Origin of the sequence: Nocardia sp. CA-151230 (genome assembly GCF_050942175.1) — a bacterium.
GTDB lineage: Bacteria > Actinomycetota > Actinomycetes > Mycobacteriales > Mycobacteriaceae > Nocardia.
Genome location: NZ_CP192061.1, coordinates 3,272,511 through 3,292,495 on the forward strand (window position 1 = coordinate 3,272,511; position 19,985 = coordinate 3,292,495).

The following is a 19,985-nucleotide window of genomic DNA, read 5'->3' on the forward strand; positions in this document are numbered from 1 at the left end:
GGGTGGTCGAACACACTCGGAAGGGTCGACTGGTTGTCCTGGTCGGCCCCTCGGCCGTCGGTAAGTCCACCGTCGTGCGCTGCGTACGCGAACGACTGCCCGAATTGGTATTCAGTGTGTCGGCCACCACCCGGGCTCCGCGGCCCGGGGAGGTCGACGGCCGGGACTACCGATTCGTCACCCGTGAGAAGTTCGACGCCATGATCGAGGCGGGCGAACTACTCGAATGGGCCGACATCCATGGTGGACTGCAGCGGTCGGGCACCCCGGCCGCACCCGTGCGGGAAGCGCTCACGTCCGGACACCACGTCCTGATCGAGGTGGACCTCGAGGGCGCGCGCTCGATCCGCAAGACCATGCCGGAAGCCAAACTGGTCTTCCTGGCCCCACCCAGCTGGGACGAGCTGGTGTCCCGCCTGACCTCGCGCGGGACGGAATCGCCCGAGGTGATCGAGCGTCGTCTGCAGACCGCTCGCACCGAATTGGCTGCATGTGACGAGTTCGACATCGTCATCGTGAACGACCACGTGACCAGCGCCTGTGAGCAGTTGGTATCGTTGTTCGTTAGCACAAATTCGGGGTCATAGGTCCCGAACTACCGGCTCGTCTTCGAAGTGAGCCGGACGCCACCCTTCCGAACAACCCCGCAGGAGTCCTCCTAGTGAGTACGGACCTCAAGACCGCGCCCGCCTACGACACTCCGGTCGGCCTCACCAACCCGCCGATCGACGAACTGCTGGAGCGGACTTCGTCCAAGTACGCGCTGGTCATCTACGCGGCCAAGCGGGCCCGGCAGATCAACGATTACTACAACCAGCTCGGCGACGGCATTCTCGAATACGTCGGTCCGCTGGTCGAGCCGGGTCTGCAGGAGAAGCCGCTGTCGGTGGCGATGCGCGAGATCCACGCCGACCTGCTCGAGCACTCCGAAGGGGAGTAGTCCCGCGGTGACCCGGATCGTCGTCGGAGTCGGCGGCGGTATCGCCGCCTACAAGAGCTGCAACCTCGTGCGCCGGTTCACCGAAACCGGGCACGAGGTTCGTGTCATTCCCACCGAGTCGGCGCTGCAATTCGTCGGCAAGGCCACCTTCGAGGCGCTGTCCGGCCACCCCGTGCACACCGGTGTCTTCGCCGATGTGCCCGAGGTGCCGCACGTGCGCCTCGGCCAGGAGGCCGACCTGGTCGTCATCGCCCCTGCCACCGCGGACCTCATGGCCCGCGCCGCACAGGGCCGCGCCGACGATCTGCTGACCGCGACGCTGCTGACCGCGCGCTGCCCCATCCTGTTCGCCCCGGCCATGCACACCGAGATGTGGGAGCACCCGGCCACCCGGGCGAACGTGGCGACGCTGCGCGCGCACGGCGCCGTGGTCATGGAACCGGCCTCGGGCCGGCTGACCGGGACCGACACCGGCCCGGGCCGGCTGCCCGAGCCGGAGGAGATCTTCGGTCTGGCCCGGCTGCTGCTCGAACGCGCCGACGCCCTGCCGCGCGACCTCGAGGGCCGCCGCGTCGTGGTGTCGGCAGGTGGCACCCGGGAACCGCTGGATCCGGTTCGATTCCTGGGCAATCGCAGTTCCGGCAAGCAGGGTTACGCGATCGCCCGCCTGGCCGCCCAGCGCGGTGCGCAGGTGACGCTGATCGCGGGCAACACCATCGGGCTCGAACCGCCGGCCGCGGTCGAGGTCGTGCACGTGACCACCGCCGAACAGCTGAAGGTGGCCGTCGACAAGCACTCGCTGGGTGCGGACGCGGTCGTCATGGCCGCGGCGGTGGCCGACTTCCGTCCGGTGAACGTGGCAGCGGCTAAAATCAAAAAGGGTGCGGGAGAACCGGATTCGATCGCACTCGCCAAGACACCGGATATCCTGGCCGGGTTGGTGCAGTCCCGTCGCGACGGGCACCTACCGGGCACCGCGATCGTCGGCTTCGCCGCCGAGACCGGGGACGAGCACGCCGATGTGCTCACCCACGCCCGGGCCAAACTGGCCCGTAAAGGCTGCGACCTGCTGGTCGTGAATGCCGTCGGAGAAGGGAAGGCCTTCGAGGTCGACACCAACGACGGCTGGTTGCTCGGTGCCGACGGCACCGAGATCGCCCTGGACCACGGGTCCAAGGCACTGCTGGCCAGCCGGGTGCTGGATGCACTCGGCCCCTTGCTCCGCTGAAGCCTCGGCACCGCAGGGTTCGGGCACTTGCCGCTGCCTCCCGCCGGGACGGCAGATTAACGGCGACTGTCTGAGTCACGATGTGTTCTTAACGAGGGCGGCTCGCCCCTGTGACGAACATATTGGAATAACCTGAGACAAAGGGTTGTGCGACGCAGCGGAGACGCTACTGTCGCCACCCGATACGAGAAACCCGTTGAGGGAGAGGGAACAACTGTGCGCACGTCTGGCAGCCGCCTATTCACCAGTGAGTCGGTGACCGAGGGTCACCCCGACAAGATCTGTGATGCCATCAGCGATTCCATCCTCGACGCGTTGCTCGCGGCCGATCCGCGCAGCCGGGTCGCGGTGGAGACCCTGGTGACCACCGGTCAGGTACACGTGGCCGGTGAGGTCACCACCACGGCCTACGCCGATATCCCGACCATCGTCCGCGAGAAGGTCCTGGAGATCGGGTACGACTCCTCCGCAAAGGGTTTCGACGGCGCGTCCTGCGGTGTGAACGTCGCCATCGGCGCCCAGTCGCCGGACATCGCCATGGGCGTGGACACCTCGCACGAGGCCCGCGTGGGCGGCGAGGACGACGAGATCGCCCGTCAGGGCGCGGGCGACCAGGGCCTGATGTTCGGCTACGCCACCACCGAGACCCCCGAGCTCATGCCGCTGCCGATCTCGCTGGCGCACAAGCTGTCTCGCCGCCTGACCGAGGTCCGCAAGTCCGGCGTGCTGCCGTACCTGCGTCCCGACGGCAAGACCCAGGTCACCATCGAGTACGACGGCGCCATCCCCAAGCGCCTCGACACCGTGGTCATCTCGACCCAGCACGCGGCCGACATCGACCTGGACAACCTGCTGACCCCGGACATCCGCGAGAAGGTCGTCGACGCGGTGCTCGGCGAGCTCCAGCTGCCCAACCCGCTGGACACCTCCGATGTCCGCCTGCTGGTCAACCCGACCGGCAAGTTCGTGCTCGGCGGACCCATGGGTGACGCGGGCCTGACCGGTCGCAAGATCATCGTCGACACCTACGGCGGCATGGCCCGCCACGGCGGCGGCGCCTTCTCGGGCAAGGACCCGTCGAAGGTCGACCGCTCGGCCGCCTACGCCATGCGCTGGGTCGCCAAGAATGTCGTCGCCGCCGGCCTGGCCGAGCGGGTCGAGGTCCAGGTCGCCTACGCCATCGGCAAGGCCGCCCCGGTCGGCCTGTTCGTCGAGACCTTCGGCACCGAGCTGATCGACCCGATCAAGATCTCCGATGCCATCGGTCAGGTCTTCGACCTGCGTCCCGGCGCGATCATCCGCGACCTGGACCTGCTGCGCCCGATCTACGCGCCGACCGCCGCCTACGGCCACTTCGGCCGGACCGACGTCGATCTGCCGTGGGAGCGCACCGACCGCGCGGAGAAGCTGCGCGCGGCCGCCGGTCTGTAATTGATCAGCACCCCACCACTCTCGACGGGAGCGTCGGGCACGGAGACACCCTCCGAGCCCGACGCTCCCGCCGTCAGTGGCGTGTATCGCCCTATCGCGCGGGTGCTGCCCCTGCTCGAACCCGCCCACCTGGACCGGGATTTCGACTACCTGGTCCCGCCCGACATGGACGAGCTCGCCCAGCCCGGCGTCCGCGTCCGCGTCCGCTTCTCCGGCCGCCTCGTCGACGGCTACCTCCTCGAACGGCGCGAAAAGTCCGATCACACCGGCAAGCTCGTCCGCCTCGAACGCGTGGTCTCCGGCGAACGCGTCCTCACCCCGGAGATCCTCGCACTCGTCACCGCCGTGGCCGCCCGCTACGCGGGCACCCGCGCCGACGTCCTCCGCCTCGCCATCCCACCCCGCCACGCCAAGGTCGAATCCGAGGGCGTTGAAAAGCCCGGCAAGCCCGAGCGCGCTTCGACGAAGAACTCCCCGCTCACTGATCCTGTTGTGGCAGCCGATGACTCGGCCCACCCCGAAGTGACGCAGGCCCGCACCACCGCATCGCATCCGAGTGAGGCGACGATCCCCGTCGTGCCCGGAAACGCTGAAGACGCTGCCGCACACCCCGCCCCGCAAGGTGTCGAGTCGGCGGGGGAGTCGGCGCTCGCGATCGCGGAAGGCGGAAGCGACATCGGGGACGCCGCGCACGGCGAGAGTGCGGACACCGTCCCGGTCCAGGGCAGCGATGTATCCGCCACGGATCACGTGACGCTTGTCGCCGACAGGGATACGGTGTCGATACCCGTGGCCGTCGATGCGGGCGCGATCGCCGCCGAAAGCTCGACGGGAGCCGTTGCTGCGCAGCCTGATCTGGTTGCGCTCGGAGCCGGCGACCACTCGACGGCTTCAGTGGCCGCGGTGCAGGCAGGCGAGTCGGGGCAACAGCCGGGGACTGCTGCTTCGCCGACGTCGGCCGCTGAGTTCCCGGCGTGGGGGCGGTATGTCCACGGGCATTCGTTCCTGGGTGCGCTGGCAGCAGGGCGGGGACCGCGGGCGGGGTGGCAGGCACTGCCGGGGGAGGACTGGGCGCGGCGGCTGGCGGAGTTGGCGGCGGTAACCGTGCGTGGCGGGCGCAGTGCGGTGATCATGGTGCCGGATCAGCGGGACCTGGATCGGGTACTGGGGGAATGTGTTGCGCTGGTGGGGGAGTCGGCGGTGGGGCTGGCGGCGGGGCTGGGACCGTCGGCGCGGTATCGGCGGTGGCTGTCGGTGTTGCGAGGGACGGCGCGGGTCGTCGTGGGGACGCGGAGTGCCGTGTTCTCGCCGGTGAAAGACCTTGGGCTGATCTCCATCTGGGACGACGGGGACGATACCTTCGCCGAACCGCGGTCGCCGTATCCGCATGCGCGGGAGGTGGCCATGTTGCGGGCGCACGAGACCGGGGCGGCATTCGTGGCGGGCGGGTTCTCGCGGACGGCCGAGGTGCAGGCGATCGTCGAATCCGGGTGGGCCCACGATCTGCTCGCGGATCGGGCCGTGGTGCGGCAGGCCATGCCGCGCATCACCGCGCCCGGCGACACCGACGCGGCACTGGAGCGGGACCCGATCGCGCAGGCCATCCGCATTCCGGCCGTGGCGTTCACGGAGGCGCGCAAGGCGATCAAAGCCGGTGGGCCGGTGCTGGTTCAGGTGCCGCGGCGCGGATACATCCCGGCGCTCGCCTGCGCCAAGTGCCGGACCCCGGCGCGCTGCCGCCACTGCAACGGTCCACTGGCACTGCCGGACAGCGCGCCCGCGTCACGTGGCGCTCTGCGCAGCGGGCGGGAAGGCGTCGCCGAGGCGCAGAGCCCGGCCTGCCGCTGGTGCGGGATCACCGAGGCGGCCTTCCGCTGCGGAGCGTGCGGATCGCGGGCGCTGCGGGCCGTCGTCATCGGTGCGTCGCGCACGGCCGAAGAACTGGGACGCGCGTTTCCCGGTGTGCCCGTACGAGGTTCGGGCGGGTCGTCGATCCTGAACACCGTGCCGGAGGGCCCGCAGGTCGTGGTGTCCACCATCGGCGCGGAACCCCGGGTGCCCGGCGGCTACGCGGTCGCCATGCTGCTCGACGGCTGGGCCCTGCTCGGCCGCGCCGATCTCCGCGCCGCCGAGGACGCCCTGCGTCGCTGGATGTCGGCCGCGGCGCTGGTGCGCCCCGGCGGCCGGGTCATCGTCATGGCCGACGCCGGGATCCCGACCGTGCAGGCGCTGGTGCGCTGGGATCCGGTGTGGCACGCGGGTTTCGAGCTCGAGCAACGCACGGAGGTGCGCTTCCCGCCCGCGGTCCGCTTCGCCGCCATCGACGGCACCTCGGACTCCATCGCCGAATTGCTCGGCGAGGCACAGCTTCCCGACGGCGTCGAGATCCTGGGCCCGGTGCCGCTGCCGCCGGGTGCGCGAAAGCCGTTCTCCTCCGGCGACTCTCCCGCCGAGGTCGAACGCATGATCCTGCGCGCCGACCGCGCCACCGGCTCGGCCCTCTCCCGCGCCCTCACCGCGGCACAGGCCGTCCGCAGCACCCATCGCTCCGATGCGCCCCTACGCGTCCAGATCGACCCCATCGACATCGGCTGATATCGGTCAGGGGCCGGTGATTTCGTCGCGGGGGAGGGCGGCGAGGGTGATGAGGGCATTGAGGAAACCGCGGCGATCGGCGGCGGGGAGCTTGCCCAGCAGCTGATCCTCCTGAGCCTGGATCCCGGCCTGCGCCGCGTCGCGCAGGCGACGGCCCTCGGGGGTGAGGGCGAGCAGCCGGGCCCGACGGTCGGCCGGATCGGGGTGGCGTTCGATGAGGCCGCGCTCCTGCAGGTCGTCGAGCACCGCGATGATGCGCGTCTTGTCCGCCCCGATCTCCTGCGCCAGCACGCCCTGACCCCGCGCGGGCCCCTCGTCCAGATGCAGCAGCACGACGTACGCCCACATGGTGAGTCCGTGTGCGGCGAGCACCGGTTGCTCGGCCGCCATGAGGGCGCGGCCCAGGGGGACGATCATCGCTGCCAAGTCCGGACGGTCTGTCATGCGGACAAGATTAAGCGGCGCGCCGGTGCGGCCTTTCGATCGTGTCGCCGGCGCGGGTCAGAATCGCGTCGGCGTCGAACTTTTCGGCCTGCCAGGAGTCGACGCCGATGCCGACCCGGCCGCGCCAGGCCCGCACGATCGCGGTGTGCACCGGCCACCGCACGAACCGGCGCATATCCCGCTCCGACTCCCACACCGAGATCGAGCCGCCGCGGAACTCGGCCGGCCTGCCCCACAGCCACAGGCCGACCGCGCCCTGCATGACCGGCCACGTCCTCCCCAATTCCAGCCCGGTCGTATAGATCTCGCGCGAGTCCGTCTCCGAGCTCGCGAGGAAATCGGTGACGCTGACGAAGACCGGGCCCGCGAGCCGGTGATTCGGGCCGGGATTCCACGGCATCAGCACGGTGCCGTCCGAGAACGATTTAATATGCATATGCGTACGATAAGCGAATGCATACTAAATCGACAATGGTGAGATTCACCGGAAGGCCGGCGCCACGCGGGCCGCCCATTCGGCGTATCCGGTTGCCCGCCGGCCCAGTATCCGCTCGACATCGCTGCTGACCAGCTGCTCCTCGGGCGTCGGCTCGCCGAGGATGGTGAGGGTGTGGTCCGCGACCGATTCCGGCATGAACCGCAGCATGTTCACCCGGGCCTGCTCGCGAGTGAGTTCCGCGAACCGCAGCGGCTCGCCCAGCGCGGCCGCCAGCGCCTGCGCCTGCTGGCGCGGGGTGACGAGCTCCGGACCGGTCACCGTGTAGACCTGCCGGTCATGGCCGTCCTGCCGCAGCGCCGCCGCGGCCATGGCCGCGATATCGGCCGGATCCACCTGCGGCAGACCGACATCCCCGAACGGCGCGGGAATCATCCGCTCGGCCCGCACCGGCTCGATCCAGGCGAAGGTATTGCTGAAGAACCCGCCCGGCCGCAGCACCGTCCACTCCAGATCCGAAGCGGCCAGCGCCTTCTCGAATTCCAGCGTGCGCGCGTAGCCGTCGCTGCCCGGCCGCGTCACCGCGCCCTGCGAGGACAGGAAAACCACCCGCCGGACACCCGCCGCCGCAACGGTTTCCAGCACCTCGGTGGCTGCCGGTCCCGCCACCAGCTGCGGGCCGGTGATGAGCAGGAACAGTGCCCGCGCACCCGCCACCGCCTCGGCGAGGCTGTCGAGCTCCCCGATATCGGCGCGGCGGTGTTCGGCGCCCTCGGGCAGATCCACCGGCTTCTCGCCCCGCGACACCGCGACCACCTTCTCGCCGGCCCCCGCGAGCTCCCGCACGAGAGCGTTGCCGACATTTCCGGTCGCACCGGTTACCACGATCATCTGTCCACTCCTGAGTTAGTTGGCTGACTAACTCGAACCATAGGGCATGTGACCGGGCATTGTCTATAGTTAGTTGTATGACTGACTCAGTGCCGCGAGCGGCGACCCCGAAAGCGGGGAAGCGGGAGCGGCTCGCGGACGCGGCGGCCAAGGTCTTCCACGAACAGGGCGTCGAGAAGACGACCATCGCCGATATCGCGCGCGCCGCCGAGGTGCCGGTGGGCAACGTGTACTACTACTTCAAGACCAAGGATCAGCTGGTCCAGGCCGCCATCGGCGCCCACGCCCGCACCGCCCAGGAGATCATCGCGGCCCTGGAGCTCTTCGACGCCCCCGCCGAACGACTGAAGGCCCTGGTCCGCGGCTGGGTCGACCAGCGCGACCTCGCCGCCCAATTCGGTTGCCCCTCCGGCTCTCTCGCCACCGAACTCGACAAACGCGCCGACGGCCTCGACCGCGAACTGGCCGCAGTCATGCGCGGCCTCCTGGACTGGATCGACACCCAGTTCGCCGCGATGGGCCGCACCGACTCCCATGAACTGGCCGTCGCCCTGCTGGCCGCCTACCAGGGAATCTCCCTGCTCACCAATACCTTCCGCGACCCCGCGATGATGGAGGCCGAGGGTGCGCGCCTGGAGCGCTGGATCGACTCCCTCGTTCCCGCAACCTGAATCGGCCGCGCTCGGTGCCGCGAGGTTCTGATGCCCGGTGGCTTCGGGGTCAGTTCAGCTGGGGCTGAGCGGGTCTCACGGACCAGCGGCCCTCGTCGCGGAGGATACGGACCGGGTGGTCGAAGCAGGCGCTGATGTGGGCGGTGGTGATCACCTCGTCGACCGGGCCCGCGGCGACCGTGTGGCCGTTGCGTAGCAGCATGGCGTGGGTGGTGCCCGGCGGGAGTTCCTCCAGGTGGTGGGTGACCAGGACCGAGGCGAGGTCGGCGTGGGCGCGCTGGAGTAGGTCGAGACGTTCCAGGAGTTGTTCGCGCCCGGCCAGATCCAGGCCGGTGGCGGGTTCGTCGAGCAGGAGCAGGCGCGGGTTCGGCATGAGGGCGCGGGCGATGAGGGTGCGGCCGCGCTGGCCCTGGGACAGGATCTGCCAGTCGGCGTCGCGGCGGTGGGACAGGCCGAGCAGGTCGATCAGGCGGTCGGCCTCGGCGAGCTGGGCCGGCGTCGCATGCCATCGGGGGATGAGGCCGGCGGTGTTGGTCGCGCCGGTGATCACCACGTCGCGGACCGTGAGCGGGCCGCTCGGAGTGTGGCGCGGATCGACATGGCCGATGCCGGCCCGAAGGGCGCGCATGTCCACCCGGCCCAGCCGCTCCCCGAGCACCTCCACACTGCCCCGGGTCGGATGCTCGAACGCGCCGAGCATGCGCAGCAAAGTGGTCTTGCCCGCACCGTTGGGACCCAGCAGCGCCCAGTGCTGTCCGGCGCGCACGGTGAGCGAAACCCCTTGCAGAATGGGGTTTCCGCCGCGCACCACCGCCACGTCGTTCACGTTCAGCACCGGATCCGTCATGGGCCCACCGTAACAAATTCCTCAGACAAGTTGAGGAGTAGTGGTTCGGCTCACGGACTCGCGGGGGCTTGCGCGAGCGAGCTGACCGGTCCCCGGCCCAGGCATCCGCGCGGTATCGCGGGGCGGGTGTCGTTGCGCGGGGACCGCATGAAGATCTGCTGTGGCGGGGGCGAACACGATGAGTCTGCTTCTGCGGGTGCGGGATTCGGCGACGTTCTCGGCGGGGTCGGCTGTGTAGGGTGGCGGGATGGCGATCGACGCGGTGCTGTTCGACTTCTCCGGTACTGTTTTTCGATTCGAGGAGTCCGCGTTCCACGACGCACAGCTCACCGACACCGCCGGTCGCCTGCTCGATACCCATGAGATCGCCGAGATCATGCGCCGGCTCACCGCGCCCGTGGGGCAGACCGTGCGGTTCGATGCCGAGGGTCAATATGCCTGGGAGAACCGGGATCTCGATCCGGCGCTGCATCGCCGCGCCTATCTGGAGGTGCTCGAGCAGACCGGTGTCCCGCACACGCAGGCTCTGCAGGTCTACGAGTTGCTGCTCGATCCGGACGGCTGGACGCCCTACCCGGACACCGGTGAGGTGCTGCGCGCGCTGCACGAGAGCGGCGTGCGGGTGGGCATGGTCAGCAATATCGCGTTCGACATCCGTCCAGCCTTCGCGGATCGCGGCTGGGATCGATATATCGGCGATTACGCGCTGTCCTTCGAAGTCGGTGTGATCAAACCCGACGTGCGCATCTTCAAATCGGCGCTCGACAACCTCGGTGTGACCACCGCGAACACCCTGATGGTCGGCGACAGCGCCGAGGCCGACGGCGGTGCGTCCGCCCTCGGCTGCGCATTCGCCCTGGTGGATCCGCTGCCGACGGCCGAGCGTCCGTCCGGGCTGCGGGAGGCCGTGCGCGCCCACGGTCTGCTGACCGCCTAAGTCCAAACCAGACGGTTTGTGTCTCAGCCCGCCCTTGTTGTGGATAGATTGTCGATATATCGTCGATATCAACAAACACAACGACGAGCCTTGAAGGAGGCACGACCATGGAACACATGGACAACATCGAACGGGGCCGCGGCCCCTGGCGGCGGCTGCGCGCCGAAGAGCAGCAGGGCCCCGAACATCCGCGGATGCGCCGCGGCGGCCCGCGTGGCCCGCGCGGCGATTTCGGCCCGCACCGCCACGGCCACGGCCGTGGCTTCGGCCCGGACTTCGGTCCCGGCTTCGGACCCGGTCCGCACTTCGGCCGCGGTCGCGGCCGGGGCGGGCGCGGCCGGCGCGGCGATGTCCGCGCGGCCATCCTCCTGCTGCTGCAGGAGCGGCCCATGCACGGCTACGAGCTGATCCAGCAGATTCGCGAACGCAGCGAGGATGTCTGGCGTCCCAGCCCGGGCTCCATCTACCCCGCGCTCGCACAGCTCGAGGACGAGGGGCTGGTCCTGATCGAGAAGGTGTCGGGTCGAAAGACGGCCAAGCTCACCGAATCCGGTGTCGAGTACGTCGAGGCCAACCGCACCGAGCTGGGCGATCCCTGGCAGGACGTCAAGGCCGGTGTCGGCGATCAGGCCCTGGACCTGCGCGGACTGGTCGGCCAGCTGATGGGCGCGGTCGCCCAGGTGGCCGCGGTCGGCACACAGGAGCAGGCGGCCAAGGCGGCCGAGGTGCTCACCGAGGCGCGCCGCTCGCTCTACCGGATCCTCGCCGAGGACGACACACCCGAAAAGTAATGGCCTCGAAACTGCGTTTCTCGCTGGAACATTCGGCCTGATTCCGACGAAGATCGTGACATGGGACAAAAGCGCCCCATGCGATCTTGTGACATGGGACAACAGAGGAGCCGGATCCGCGCACTGCGCCGCGTGGCACCGGTGGGGGTGATGGCGCTGGCGGCCGCCGTGATCGGTACGGCCGCCACACCGACGGGGACGTACGCACAGGCCGAGCCGGCCGTGACTCCGGTACTCCAGGTACCGGCGCAACAGGGGCCGCCGCAGACCGAACATCTGGCGGCGGCCCGCTATCTCAAGGAGCATCCGGACGCGGCGCCCGAGGGCGCCAACGACTTCGGCTGCAAACCGACCGCGGAGCATCCGCGCCCGGTGGTGCTCGCACACGGCACCGACTCCTCGGCCTACTCCGACTGGTCGGGCATCGGCCCACTGCTGGCCCAGGCCGGGATCTGCGTATTCGCCCTCAACTACGGCGGCAAACCCGGCAAGGACACCTACGGCACCGAGGACGTGTGGGCCAGCTCCGCGCAGATCGGCACCTTCGTCGATCAGGTGCTCGCCGCGACCGGGGCCGCCCAGGTCGATCTGGTCGGTTTCTCGCAGGGCGCCAGCGTGACCCGGTACTGGATCAACAGGCTCGGTGGCGCGGCGAAGGTCGGCCAGTGGATCGGCCTGGCCTCGCCCAGCTACGGCGGGATCATGTACGGGCTGGTGCCGATCGCCGACGCGGTGCCGGGCATCTACAAGCTCGTGGAGATGGGTTCCTCCACCGCCGCCATTCAACAGGCGGCCGGATCGCCGTTCATCAAGGACTTGAACGCGGGCGGCGACACGGTGCCCGGTGTGAAATACACGACGATCGGCAGCCGCGTCGATGAAATGATCCAGCCCAACACCAACATCGCGCTGCATGGCGCGGGCGCCACCAATATCGTGCTGCAGGAGCAGTGCGCGGAGGACCTGACCGGGCATTTCCACCTGGTTTACGACCCGTTCGTGCAGCGGCTGGTGGTCAATCTGCTCGATCCGGGCCACCCCGTGACACCGGCCTGCGTGCCGGTCGCGCTGGGCACCGGCATCAGCGATGTCGTGTTGGCGGCGCATTCCTGATCAGGGTGGTCACGGGCGTCCGTAAAATGAGACGACCGTATTCGTTCGCTATCGGGAGCTGCCCGTGACCATCCAGCCTGTCCGCCTGTTCGGCGATCCGATCCTGCGCGCCCGCGCGGCGGAGGTCGAGACGTTCGACCGGGAGGTGCGCCAGCTGGTGACCGACCTCATCGACACCATGTACGAGAGCGGGGGCGTCGGCATGGCGGCCCCGCAGATCGGGGTCGGGCTTCGGGTATTCGTCTACGACACCGGCGACGCGCAGGGGCATCTGATCAACCCGGTCTTCGAGGTGATCGGCGACGAGACCCAGACCGGGCCGGAGGGCTGCCTGTCGATTCCGGGCGTGCGCTTCGACGTGACGCGCCCGCTGACCGTGCTCGCCCGCGGTGTCGACATGGACGGCAAGCCGGTCGAGTTCCGGGCCGAGGGGCTGCTGGCGCGCTGCGTGCAGCACGAGACCGACCACCTCGACGGGGTGCTGTTCCTGCAGCGGCTGGAGTCGGCCTCGCGCAAGGAGGCCATGCGTACCATCCGGGAATCCGGTTGGTTCACACAGGGAGTCACGGTGCTGCCGGCGTCCGAGATCGGTGGCGGGCGTCGCGCGGCGGCCGGTGACCGGGAACGGAGTCGCTGATATGCGTCTGGTCTTCGCGGGAACACCCGAACCGGCGGTGCCGTCGCTGCGGCGGCTCATCGAATCCTCCAGGCACGAGGTGGTCGGGGTGGTGACCCGGCCGGACGCGGTGGCCGGACGCGGCCGCAAGATCACCCGCTCGCCCATCGGGCGGCTGGCCGACGAGCACGGGATTCCCGTGTTCACGCCCAAGCGGCCGTCGGAGCCGGAATTCATCGAGCAGCTCACGGCTTTGGCGCCCGACTGCTGCCCGGTGGTGGCCTACGGCGCGCTGCTGCCCGAGCCGGTGCTCGACATTCCCCGGCACGGCTGGATCAATCTGCACTTCTCGCTGCTGCCCGCCTGGCGCGGCGCCGCACCGGTGCAGGCCGCCATCCTCGCCGGTGACGAGTACACCGGCGCGTCGACCTTCCGCATCGAGAAGGGCCTCGACACCGGCCCGGTCTTCGGCACCATGACCGAGCGCATCGCCGTCGCCGACACCGCGGGCTCGCTGCTGGAACGGCTCGCCGACAGCGGTTCGGTCCTGCTGGAATCCACCCTCGACGCCGTGGAAGACGGCACCGTGCACGCGATTCCGCAGCCCCTGGACGGTATCTCCTACGCCCCCAAGGTGGATCCCGAGGCCGGCCGTATCCGCTGGAGTCAGCCCGCCCTCGCCATCGACCGCCGGATTCGCGCGGTCACCCCCGCCCCCGGCGCCTGGACCGAAATCGACGGCAAACGTCTCAAACTCGGCCCCGTCGAGATGATGGAGGAGACGCTCCCGGTCGGCACCATCGACATCCGAAAGACCGGCGTCTACCTCGGCACCGCGAGCACCGCGGTCCGCCTCACCCAGGTCCAGCCCCAGGGCAAACGCATGATGCCCGCCCTGGACTGGGCCCGCGGCGCCCGCCTCGAGCCCGGCACGGTGGTCGAGTGACCCGCCCGGACGGCGAAGGCCGCGACCGCGATTCGCGCACCGGCGGTCGCGCGCAGTCGGGCGGCGGCGACCAGCGCCGCGGCTTCCGCCGCTCCGCATCTGCCGGGGATTCGGGCACCTCGCCGGCGAGCGACCGATCCCAGGGTGATCAGCGCCGCGCATCGGGATACCGAACCGATGACGCACACGGCGCGAACTCGCGAGGCGGCACGCAATCGGGAGAAGGTGACCAGCGTCGCGGCTTCCGTCGCTCCGCCGGGGCGGCCGGCGATTCGGGTGCGGCACGATCCTCCGGACCGCGTGGGACCGACGGCGGGGACCAGCGGCGCGCCGGCTTCGGCAAGGGCGAACGCCCTGCGGGAGAACGCAATTCGGGGTCGAACCGGTCGGGTGGCGGACTTCGCGGGCGCGACGGGTATGGGTCGGGCACCGGCCGCGATTCGGCGGTCGGCGGTCGGCGGAGCGACGACAGGCGTGGCGGATTCTCGGAAGGGGACCGCGATTCCGGGTCGAACCGGTCGGATCGTGGGCCGCGCGGTGGCGATGGGCGGGGTGCGGGACGTGACCGCACGGCGTCCACGGGCGGACGGTCCTCCGGCGGTAACCGCGCGGGCGGCCGGAGTGGCTCGTTCGATCGCGAGAGGACTGCGGGGCAAGGGGACCGGGGACCGAAGCGGACCGCGGCGGGCGCGAAGGCCGGCATGAGCAGTGCCGCGGCCCGGCGGGCCGAGCGGGCCGGGGCCGATCCGGTGCGGGTGGTGGCGCGGGATGTGCTGCGGGCCGTGCGGGAGCGGGATGCCTACGCGAATCTGGTACTGCCCGGATTGCTGCGGGAGCGGCATATCAGTGGGCGTGATGCCGCGCTGGCCACCGAGTTGACCTATGGGGCTTCACGATCGCAGGGGTTGCTGGATGCGGTGATCGCGGAGTGCGCGGGGCGAGGTGTCGAGGAGATCGACGGACCGCTCCTGGACGCGTTGCGGCTGGGGACCTATCAGCTGCTGCGCACCCGGATCGGCGCGCACGCGGCGGTCGACACGTCCGTCGCGCTGGTGCGGGCGGAGTACGGGCAGGGGCGGGCCGGGTTCGTGAACGCGGTGCTGCGGCGGGTGGCCGAGCGCACTCCCGAGGAGTGGGTGGAACGGCTCGCGCCACGGGATCCGCTGGGGCACTTGGCATTCGAGTACGCGCATCCGGTCTGGATCGCGCAGGCCTTCGCGGACGCCCTGGGCGCGCGGGCCGGTGAGCTAGCCGACGTGCTGGCGGCCGACGACGCGCGGCCCGCCGTGCACCTGGTGGCGCGTCCCGGCGATATCACCGCCGAGGAACTGGCCCTGGTCACCGGCGGCGAGGAAGGCCGCTGGTCGCCGTACGCGGTGTACCTCGAGGGTGGCGACCCGGCGAAGCTGGAGCCGGTCCGCGAGGGCATGGCAGCCGTCCAGGACGAGGGCAGCCAGCTGGTCGCCCTGGCCGTCACCCGCGCACCGCTCGAGGGCCCCGACACCGGCCGCTGGCTCGACCTGTGTGCCGGGCCGGGCGGAAAGACCGCACTGCTGGCCGCGATCGCGGATATCGACGGTTTCCGCGTCGATGCCGTCGAACCCGCCCAACACCGCGCCGACCTGGTCCGCCAGGCGACCCGCGGCATGCCCGTGGACGTCCATGTCGCCGACGGCCGCGACAGCGGCCTGACCCCGGGCTTCGACCGCATCCTCGTCGACGCCCCCTGCACCGGCCTGGGCGCCCTGCGCCGCCGCCCGGAGGCCCGCTGGCGCCGCCAGCCCTCCGACGTCCGCGACCTGGTGACCCTGCAGCGTGAACTCCTCACCGCCGCATGGGATCTCGTCCGCCCCGGTGGTGTCGTGGTCTACTCGACCTGCTCCCCGCACCTCCCGGAAACGGTCTCCGTGGTGGCCGATATGGTCCGCCGCACCGGCGCGGAACAGCTCGACACCCGCGACCTGCTCCCGGGCGTCCCGGAACTCGGCGACGGCCCCGGCGCCCAGCTGTGGCCCCACCGCCACGGCACCGACGCCATGTTCCTGGCAGCCCTGCGCAAACCAGTTCAGCCGCAATAGGGTCGACTCGCATGAGCGTCCGGCCTCGGTCCACCCGTGCACCGAGGCCGACCGCTGGGCGCGCCGACCCGTGCGCCGCGGATCCATCGGCGGTCGCGTGGGTTCGTGACCCGCAGATGCACCGGCGGTCGTGTGGGTGCGTGGCGCGGACCTACCGGCGGTCGCGTAGTTCTGTTGTGCTGTAGGCGGTGCGCAGGTAGGGGCCATCTGTTTTCAGCGGGTGGCGCACCGTCACGGCCCCGAACCCGTGCAGGACGGTCAAGTGACCAAGATCAACCGAGTTTTCGGACACCTCTTGCGGATGGCCCGAAAATCGAAGGACAGTGTGCTGCAGCGGAAGCCATTCCTCCGGATCTGCCGAGACTTCTTCGACCTCCCACTGCGGGTCGCCGCGGTCGGGGCCGTGCCACACCAGGATCACGCCCAACACTTCCCGCGCGTGTAGCATCGCCAGCCGCGCCGTACGCGGTGCGGGACCCGTATGGCGTTGCCGCACAACGGCCGTCGGTGACGTCGAACTCGAAGCCATGGAAGGGACAACGCAAGTTCCCGTCTGGGGGCACGGTGCCGCCCCTGCCGAGATGGGCACCGAGATGCGGACACCTCGACTCGGACACCGCGAGACGGCCCGTTCGCTGGCGAGCCAGAACGACGTCACGACCCGCGAGACGGCGCGTAATGACCTGCCCAGGCCGAACATCCGCGCTGCCCGCAACAGCGAACCACCCAAAAGGAAAGGCGGCAGCGGCTGCGGGTGCCGCGGCGGGCGTAGATGCCGAGCGAGAGTCGAGACAGAGGCCATTGGCGGGTTCTCCGGTGCGCGTGGCACCGTGCTGAGAGCCGGCGCCTGGTTCGATGGCGTGTCCAGCGATGAATTTCGCTGGTTGACAAGGCATTCCGAGCAAATGGGGAGGGTCTTGGTTGATCGCTGTCGCTACCGGCGTCCAGCTTCGCTGCCGGGTACTCCCAGCTGGTGACCGAACGTTCCAGCTCGCAGTGATCTAGGGCACGGCAACCTACAGTAGCGTAAGTTACCTGGCTGGGCCAGCTCAGGCTCTGCACACCGGTGGTGAGCAGACGAATCCCGGTGAAACGCTGAACAAATCGCCTGCGGTGGCATGATGCAGCCGTGGGAAGTTTTGTTGGCCTGCCTCACGATTGGGAACGGAAGGGCGTCCGTGCGCGATACGGCATTATGAATCCAGCGTGACGGATAGTCTCGCCGGGTGGCCGAATGAGGCGCTGAGAAGTTCGACACCGCGATGACAGCCTGGCAGCAATGGCAAGACGCGCCTTTGGGGTCGTCTGCGCTATTCGATGGCTGAAGCGAATTTGCTGCGCCACCTCGGCGGTCTGGGAGAATCGAGGTTGCGGGTGCTCGGGCTTGCAACGGGTAGCCGATGAGAAAAAGCTGCGCGGTTTCGCGGTGGGCTGGACGGATTGCATGTGGGGCTGCCGTTTGAGGTACACCCCAGCACCACACTCCGGCGTGCGCCGAAAAGTGTCACTCGCAGCGGTAGAAGGCGGTGCTGTCGCACTCTCGGGTGTCGCCGACGGCCCGAACCTGGTGCGGTGCAGAACGTCCGCTATTGCCGCATACCGTGCTGACCGAATCGGCCAGCGCGGGGCATCGAAAGATCAACTGGCCGTGCCGATCCGAGGCTGGCAGAACGTCGGCTATTGCCCCTTCCTGAGGTGTGCGGGCCCTTCGAGTGCGAATCACCGCGTTGGTGACGCCGGACCACCCATGACGGCCTACTTCTCAAGCGTTGCCACCAACAAAACAAGCACGCATGCTTGCTTTGTTGGAGTGACTGGCTTATGGTGACGCAGGATTGCTGGATGTGACTGCCGTCACGGCGCCCGCGTCTCGGGTGGTCGTGCGGCGCTGCCCCGAATGATCGGAATGCTTGATGGACAAAGGAATTGGCAACGGGTCGACGATTCCCGCGACGCTCGCTGCTCGGGTTGCGGCAGCGCCCGGGTCGACGTTCGTCCACTTCGGTGGTGAGGCAATCAGCTATGCCGAGATCGATGAGCGATCGGACCGCGTCGCCACCGGTTGGTTGCGCCTGGGTCTGGGCCACGGTGACCGCATCGCGATCGCCGCGACGAACTCGCCCGACTGGATCGTCGCCTACCTCGCTGCAGTGAAGATCGGGGCGGTGCTGGTCACCCTCAACGTCGTCTACCGTGAACGCGAGTTCACCTACATGCTCACACAATCGGGGGCGCGTGCCCTGGTCTGCGACGCGGAGTCGAACGGGTTCGAGTTCGGGCCCTTTCTCGACCAGCTCCGCCCCGACATCCCGACGGTCGAGCATCTGTTCTTCCTCGGCCGTGACCAGGTCCCGGGCCGGCAACAGTGGGCGGACCTCACAGCCACCGAGCCCGAACCAGTGCTGCTTTCCCGCGCCGCCGAGGCCGTCAGGCCCACGGATCCGGCGGTGATCCTCTACACCTCAGGAACGACCGGCACACCCAAGGGTGCCACGATCACTCATGCCAGCCTGCTCGCTTCGGCTGCCGCGCAAGTGGATCGGTTCGAGCAGTCGGCTGCTGATGTGATTCTCGGCGTCATGCCGTTCAACCACGTCGGGGGACTGACCTGCACCTTGGGCTCGACCCTTGTCACCGGGGGCGCGATCGCGCTGCTGCCGCGGTTCCATCCGGACCTCGTAGTCGCCACGATGGCCGACATCGGCGTGACGATGTTCGTCGGCGTCCCGACCATGTACAAGATGATGCTCGGCGCGGACTCCGCTGTGGGAGCGGACATGTCGAGTGTGCGCTTGTGCGTGGTCGGCGGGTCGAACCTGGAACCGGCCCTCGCCGAGCAGGTCGCGGCGAGATTCGATGGCGTCCGGATCGCGAACCTCTACGGCATGTCCGAGACGTCGGGCGCCTGCGTCATCTCGCCGCTGGGCGATTCTCTGGAGACGGTCGCCCACACCATCGGGACTATGACCGGCGACTTCGAGGGCCGCATCGTCGACGACCGAAACACCCCACTGGCCCCCGGCCAGGCCGGTGAACTGCAGGTCCGCGGCGGGTGCGTAGCGGCGGGCTACTGGCAGCTGCCCGACGAGTCGGCCGCGGCATTCCTCGCCGACGGCTGGCTCGCGACCGGCGATATCGCATCGATGTCCGCCGACGGGCACCTCCAGCTGCTCGGTCGCCGGAAAGAGATGTACGTGCGCGGCGGATACAACGTCTACCCGGCAGAGGTCGAAAACGTGCTCTCCGAGGACCCGACGGTGGCGATGTCCGCGGTGATCGGGGTGCCGGATGAAACCTTCGGCGAGACAGGGTACGCATTCGTAGTGGCCGCGCCCGGTGCTGCGGTGGACCCCGACATACTGCTCGAGCGGTGTCGGCGCACCCTGGCCAAGTACAAGGTGCCCGACCGGGTCGAGGTGGTCGACAGCCTGCCGATGACGCCGGCAGGCAAGATCCGCAAGGTCGCACTGAAGCCACGGACCTGACCGGGCCGGCTGAAAGGCGGTGTCAGGCAACAGATGAGACCGGTTTCTCCCACCACGTCCATCAAGCGCGCCGAGCGGCGACAAGGCCCTGAGGGCAGACATCCGGATATCCGGTCATGCCGCATACCGCGCTGACCGAACCGGCCAGCGCGAACCCTCGGAAAATCTACGGGCAGATCGCCGTACGGCCGGCGGCAGTGCTCGCTCCTGCTGATGTGAGATGAGTTGTGGTACGGGCCATCCGGAATGTTATGAGGTATGCCTTAGCTTGGTGAAAGACGCCGTCTCATGTCACGTGGACGACATTTTCACACTCCTAGGTAGGTGGCCTCCGGTAAGCGGGAACGTGACTCCAGCCAGCTGCGGTCGCCGACGTCGGTCAGGCTGCTGCCCTCTGGCCGTCATCCTGTCCCTAGCCGACGAGCGGGAGTTGCCCGATATCCCTAACGCAGGACCTTGACTGCGGGCCGAGGTGTGCTTGGGTCGGATTTCGGGCGGGCCGACCTGCGGTCAGCCGGGCCGAAACCACCTCTAGG

18 protein-coding genes and 1 pseudogene are annotated in these 19,985 nt (G+C 69.2%); 13 read left to right on the forward strand and 6 right to left on the reverse strand.

Going from position 1 to position 19,985, the window contains the following annotated elements; translation table 11 throughout:
* Positions 1-2: 2 nt before the first annotated feature.
* From gmk to ACQP1O_RS15060, 5 genes are all read left to right on the forward strand, one after another.
* Positions 3-587 carry a guanylate kinase gene (gmk, locus tag ACQP1O_RS15040; protein WP_379440071.1) on the forward strand — a complete coding sequence of 195 codons (585 nt, stop codon included), beginning with the start codon at positions 3-5 and terminating at the stop codon, positions 585-587.
* 74 nt (positions 588-661) lie between these two features.
* The gene (gene rpoZ, locus ACQP1O_RS15045) at positions 662-940 is read left to right on the forward strand and encodes a DNA-directed RNA polymerase subunit omega (protein WP_433566402.1); all 279 of its coding nucleotides are present in this window, start codon (positions 662-664) and stop codon (positions 938-940) included.
* A 7-nt stretch (positions 941-947) separates the two neighbouring features.
* Positions 948-2,168, forward strand: coding sequence for a bifunctional phosphopantothenoylcysteine decarboxylase/phosphopantothenate--cysteine ligase CoaBC (coaBC, locus tag ACQP1O_RS15050; protein ID WP_354837421.1), 1,221 nt, complete (start codon positions 948-950; stop codon positions 2,166-2,168).
* Positions 2,169-2,384: 216 nt separating this feature from the next.
* Entirely contained in the window at positions 2,385-3,599 is a 1,215-nt protein-coding gene (metK, locus tag ACQP1O_RS15055; protein ID WP_433566403.1) for a methionine adenosyltransferase, read from the forward strand.
* Between the two features lie 81 nt (positions 3,600-3,680).
* Positions 3,681-6,194, forward strand: coding sequence for a primosomal protein N' (locus tag ACQP1O_RS15060; protein WP_433566404.1), 2,514 nt, complete (start codon positions 3,681-3,683; stop codon positions 6,192-6,194).
* A 6-nt stretch (positions 6,195-6,200) separates the two neighbouring features.
* Here the strand turns inward: ACQP1O_RS15060 and ACQP1O_RS15065 are convergent, their stop codons facing one another.
* From ACQP1O_RS15065 to ACQP1O_RS15075, 3 genes are read right to left on the reverse strand one after another with little or no spacing between them, the layout of a single operon-like run.
* Positions 6,201-6,638 carry a MarR family winged helix-turn-helix transcriptional regulator gene (locus tag ACQP1O_RS15065; protein ID WP_433566405.1) on the reverse strand — a complete coding sequence of 146 codons (438 nt, stop codon included), beginning with the start codon at positions 6,636-6,638 and terminating at the stop codon, positions 6,201-6,203.
* 10 nt (positions 6,639-6,648) lie between these two features.
* Positions 6,649-7,074: a hypothetical protein gene (locus ACQP1O_RS15070; protein WP_433566406.1), complete on the reverse strand. Its 426-nt coding sequence runs from the start codon at positions 7,072-7,074 to the stop codon at positions 6,649-6,651.
* A 45-nt stretch (positions 7,075-7,119) separates the two neighbouring features.
* Positions 7,120-7,965: an SDR family oxidoreductase gene (locus ACQP1O_RS15075; RefSeq protein WP_433566407.1), complete on the reverse strand. Its 846-nt coding sequence runs from the start codon at positions 7,963-7,965 to the stop codon at positions 7,120-7,122.
* A gap of 77 nt (positions 7,966-8,042) precedes the next feature.
* On the opposite strand from ACQP1O_RS15075, the gene ACQP1O_RS15080 reads away from it, so the two are divergent.
* Positions 8,043-8,636 (forward strand): TetR/AcrR family transcriptional regulator, encoded by a 594-nt coding sequence (locus ACQP1O_RS15080; RefSeq protein WP_433566408.1) that lies wholly within the window; start codon positions 8,043-8,045, stop codon positions 8,634-8,636.
* Positions 8,637-8,685: 49 nt separating this feature from the next.
* Here ACQP1O_RS15080 and ACQP1O_RS15085 read toward each other — a convergent pair whose 3' ends face one another.
* Positions 8,686-9,483, reverse strand: a complete 798-nt coding sequence (locus ACQP1O_RS15085; RefSeq protein WP_433566409.1) for an ABC transporter ATP-binding protein — start codon at positions 9,481-9,483, stop codon at positions 8,686-8,688.
* A 247-nt stretch (positions 9,484-9,730) separates the two neighbouring features.
* Here ACQP1O_RS15085 and ACQP1O_RS15090 point away from each other — a divergent pair, with 247 nt between their 5' ends.
* The 6 genes from ACQP1O_RS15090 to ACQP1O_RS15115 all read left to right on the forward strand — a co-directional run bounded on the left by ACQP1O_RS15090 (position 9,731) and on the right by ACQP1O_RS15115 (position 15,964).
* Positions 9,731-10,420 (forward strand): HAD family hydrolase, encoded by a 690-nt coding sequence (locus ACQP1O_RS15090; protein WP_433566410.1) that lies wholly within the window; start codon positions 9,731-9,733, stop codon positions 10,418-10,420.
* A gap of 194 nt (positions 10,421-10,614) precedes the next feature.
* Positions 10,615-11,211, forward strand: coding sequence for a PadR family transcriptional regulator (locus tag ACQP1O_RS15095; protein ID WP_433567692.1), 597 nt, complete (start codon positions 10,615-10,617; stop codon positions 11,209-11,211).
* Positions 11,212-11,304: 93 nt separating this feature from the next.
* Positions 11,305-12,324 carry an esterase/lipase family protein gene (locus ACQP1O_RS15100; RefSeq protein ID WP_433566411.1) on the forward strand — a complete coding sequence of 340 codons (1,020 nt, stop codon included), beginning with the start codon at positions 11,305-11,307 and terminating at the stop codon, positions 12,322-12,324.
* A gap of 64 nt (positions 12,325-12,388) precedes the next feature.
* Complete coding sequence (gene def / locus ACQP1O_RS15105; protein ID WP_379440082.1) at positions 12,389-12,961, forward strand: peptide deformylase; 573 nt, start codon at positions 12,389-12,391, stop codon at positions 12,959-12,961.
* Position 12,962: 1 nt separating this feature from the next.
* Complete coding sequence (fmt, locus tag ACQP1O_RS15110; RefSeq protein WP_433566412.1) at positions 12,963-13,886, forward strand: methionyl-tRNA formyltransferase; 924 nt, start codon at positions 12,963-12,965, stop codon at positions 13,884-13,886.
* Positions 13,887-14,587: 701 nt separating this feature from the next.
* A complete protein-coding gene (locus tag ACQP1O_RS15115; RefSeq protein WP_433566413.1) occupies positions 14,588-15,964 on the forward strand; it encodes an RsmB/NOP family class I SAM-dependent RNA methyltransferase in 1,377 nt (458 codons plus the stop codon).
* A gap of 151 nt (positions 15,965-16,115) precedes the next feature.
* Here ACQP1O_RS15115 and ACQP1O_RS15120 read toward each other — a convergent pair whose 3' ends face one another.
* A complete protein-coding gene (locus tag ACQP1O_RS15120; protein ID WP_433566414.1) occupies positions 16,116-16,385 on the reverse strand; it encodes a hypothetical protein in 270 nt (89 codons plus the stop codon).
* Positions 16,386-16,452: 67 nt separating this feature from the next.
* A pseudogene (locus tag ACQP1O_RS15125) lies at positions 16,453-16,860 on the reverse strand (Rieske 2Fe-2S domain-containing protein); the annotation flags it as partial.
* Between the two features lie 1,017 nt (positions 16,861-17,877).
* Here ACQP1O_RS15125 and ACQP1O_RS15130 point away from each other — a divergent pair.
* Positions 17,878-19,449, forward strand: coding sequence for a class I adenylate-forming enzyme family protein (locus ACQP1O_RS15130; RefSeq protein ID WP_433566415.1), 1,572 nt, complete (start codon positions 17,878-17,880; stop codon positions 19,447-19,449).
* Positions 19,450-19,985: the final 536 nt, after the last annotated feature.

What these genes read in the sequence shown, in the direction of transcription:
- ACQP1O_RS15065 (WP_433566405.1), bottom strand. Translation starts at nt 6,638, where the DNA reads ATGACAGACCGTCCGGACTTGGCAGCGATGATCGTCCCCCTGGGCCGC.
- ACQP1O_RS15070 (WP_433566406.1), bottom strand. Translation starts at nt 7,074, where the DNA reads ATGCATATTAAATCGTTCTCGGACGGCACCGTGCTGATGCCGTGGAAT.
- ACQP1O_RS15075 (WP_433566407.1), bottom strand. Translation starts at nt 7,965, where the DNA reads ATGATCGTGGTAACCGGTGCGACCGGAAATGTCGGCAACGCTCTCGTG.
- ACQP1O_RS15080 (WP_433566408.1), top strand. Translation starts at nt 8,043, where the DNA reads ATGACTGACTCAGTGCCGCGAGCGGCGACCCCGAAAGCGGGGAAGCGG.
- ACQP1O_RS15085 (WP_433566409.1), bottom strand. Translation starts at nt 9,483, where the DNA reads ATGACGGATCCGGTGCTGAACGTGAACGACGTGGCGGTGGTGCGCGGC.
- ACQP1O_RS15090 (WP_433566410.1), top strand. Translation starts at nt 9,731, where the DNA reads ATGGCGATCGACGCGGTGCTGTTCGACTTCTCCGGTACTGTTTTTCGA.
- ACQP1O_RS15095 (WP_433567692.1), top strand. Translation starts at nt 10,615, where the DNA reads ATGCGCCGCGGCGGCCCGCGTGGCCCGCGCGGCGATTTCGGCCCGCAC.
- ACQP1O_RS15100 (WP_433566411.1), top strand. Translation starts at nt 11,305, where the DNA reads ATGGGACAACAGAGGAGCCGGATCCGCGCACTGCGCCGCGTGGCACCG.
- fmt (WP_433566412.1), top strand. Translation starts at nt 12,963, where the DNA reads ATGCGTCTGGTCTTCGCGGGAACACCCGAACCGGCGGTGCCGTCGCTG.
- ACQP1O_RS15115 (WP_433566413.1), top strand. Translation starts at nt 14,588, where the DNA reads ATGAGCAGTGCCGCGGCCCGGCGGGCCGAGCGGGCCGGGGCCGATCCG.
- ACQP1O_RS15130 (WP_433566415.1), top strand. Translation starts at nt 17,878, where the DNA reads ATGGACAAAGGAATTGGCAACGGGTCGACGATTCCCGCGACGCTCGCT.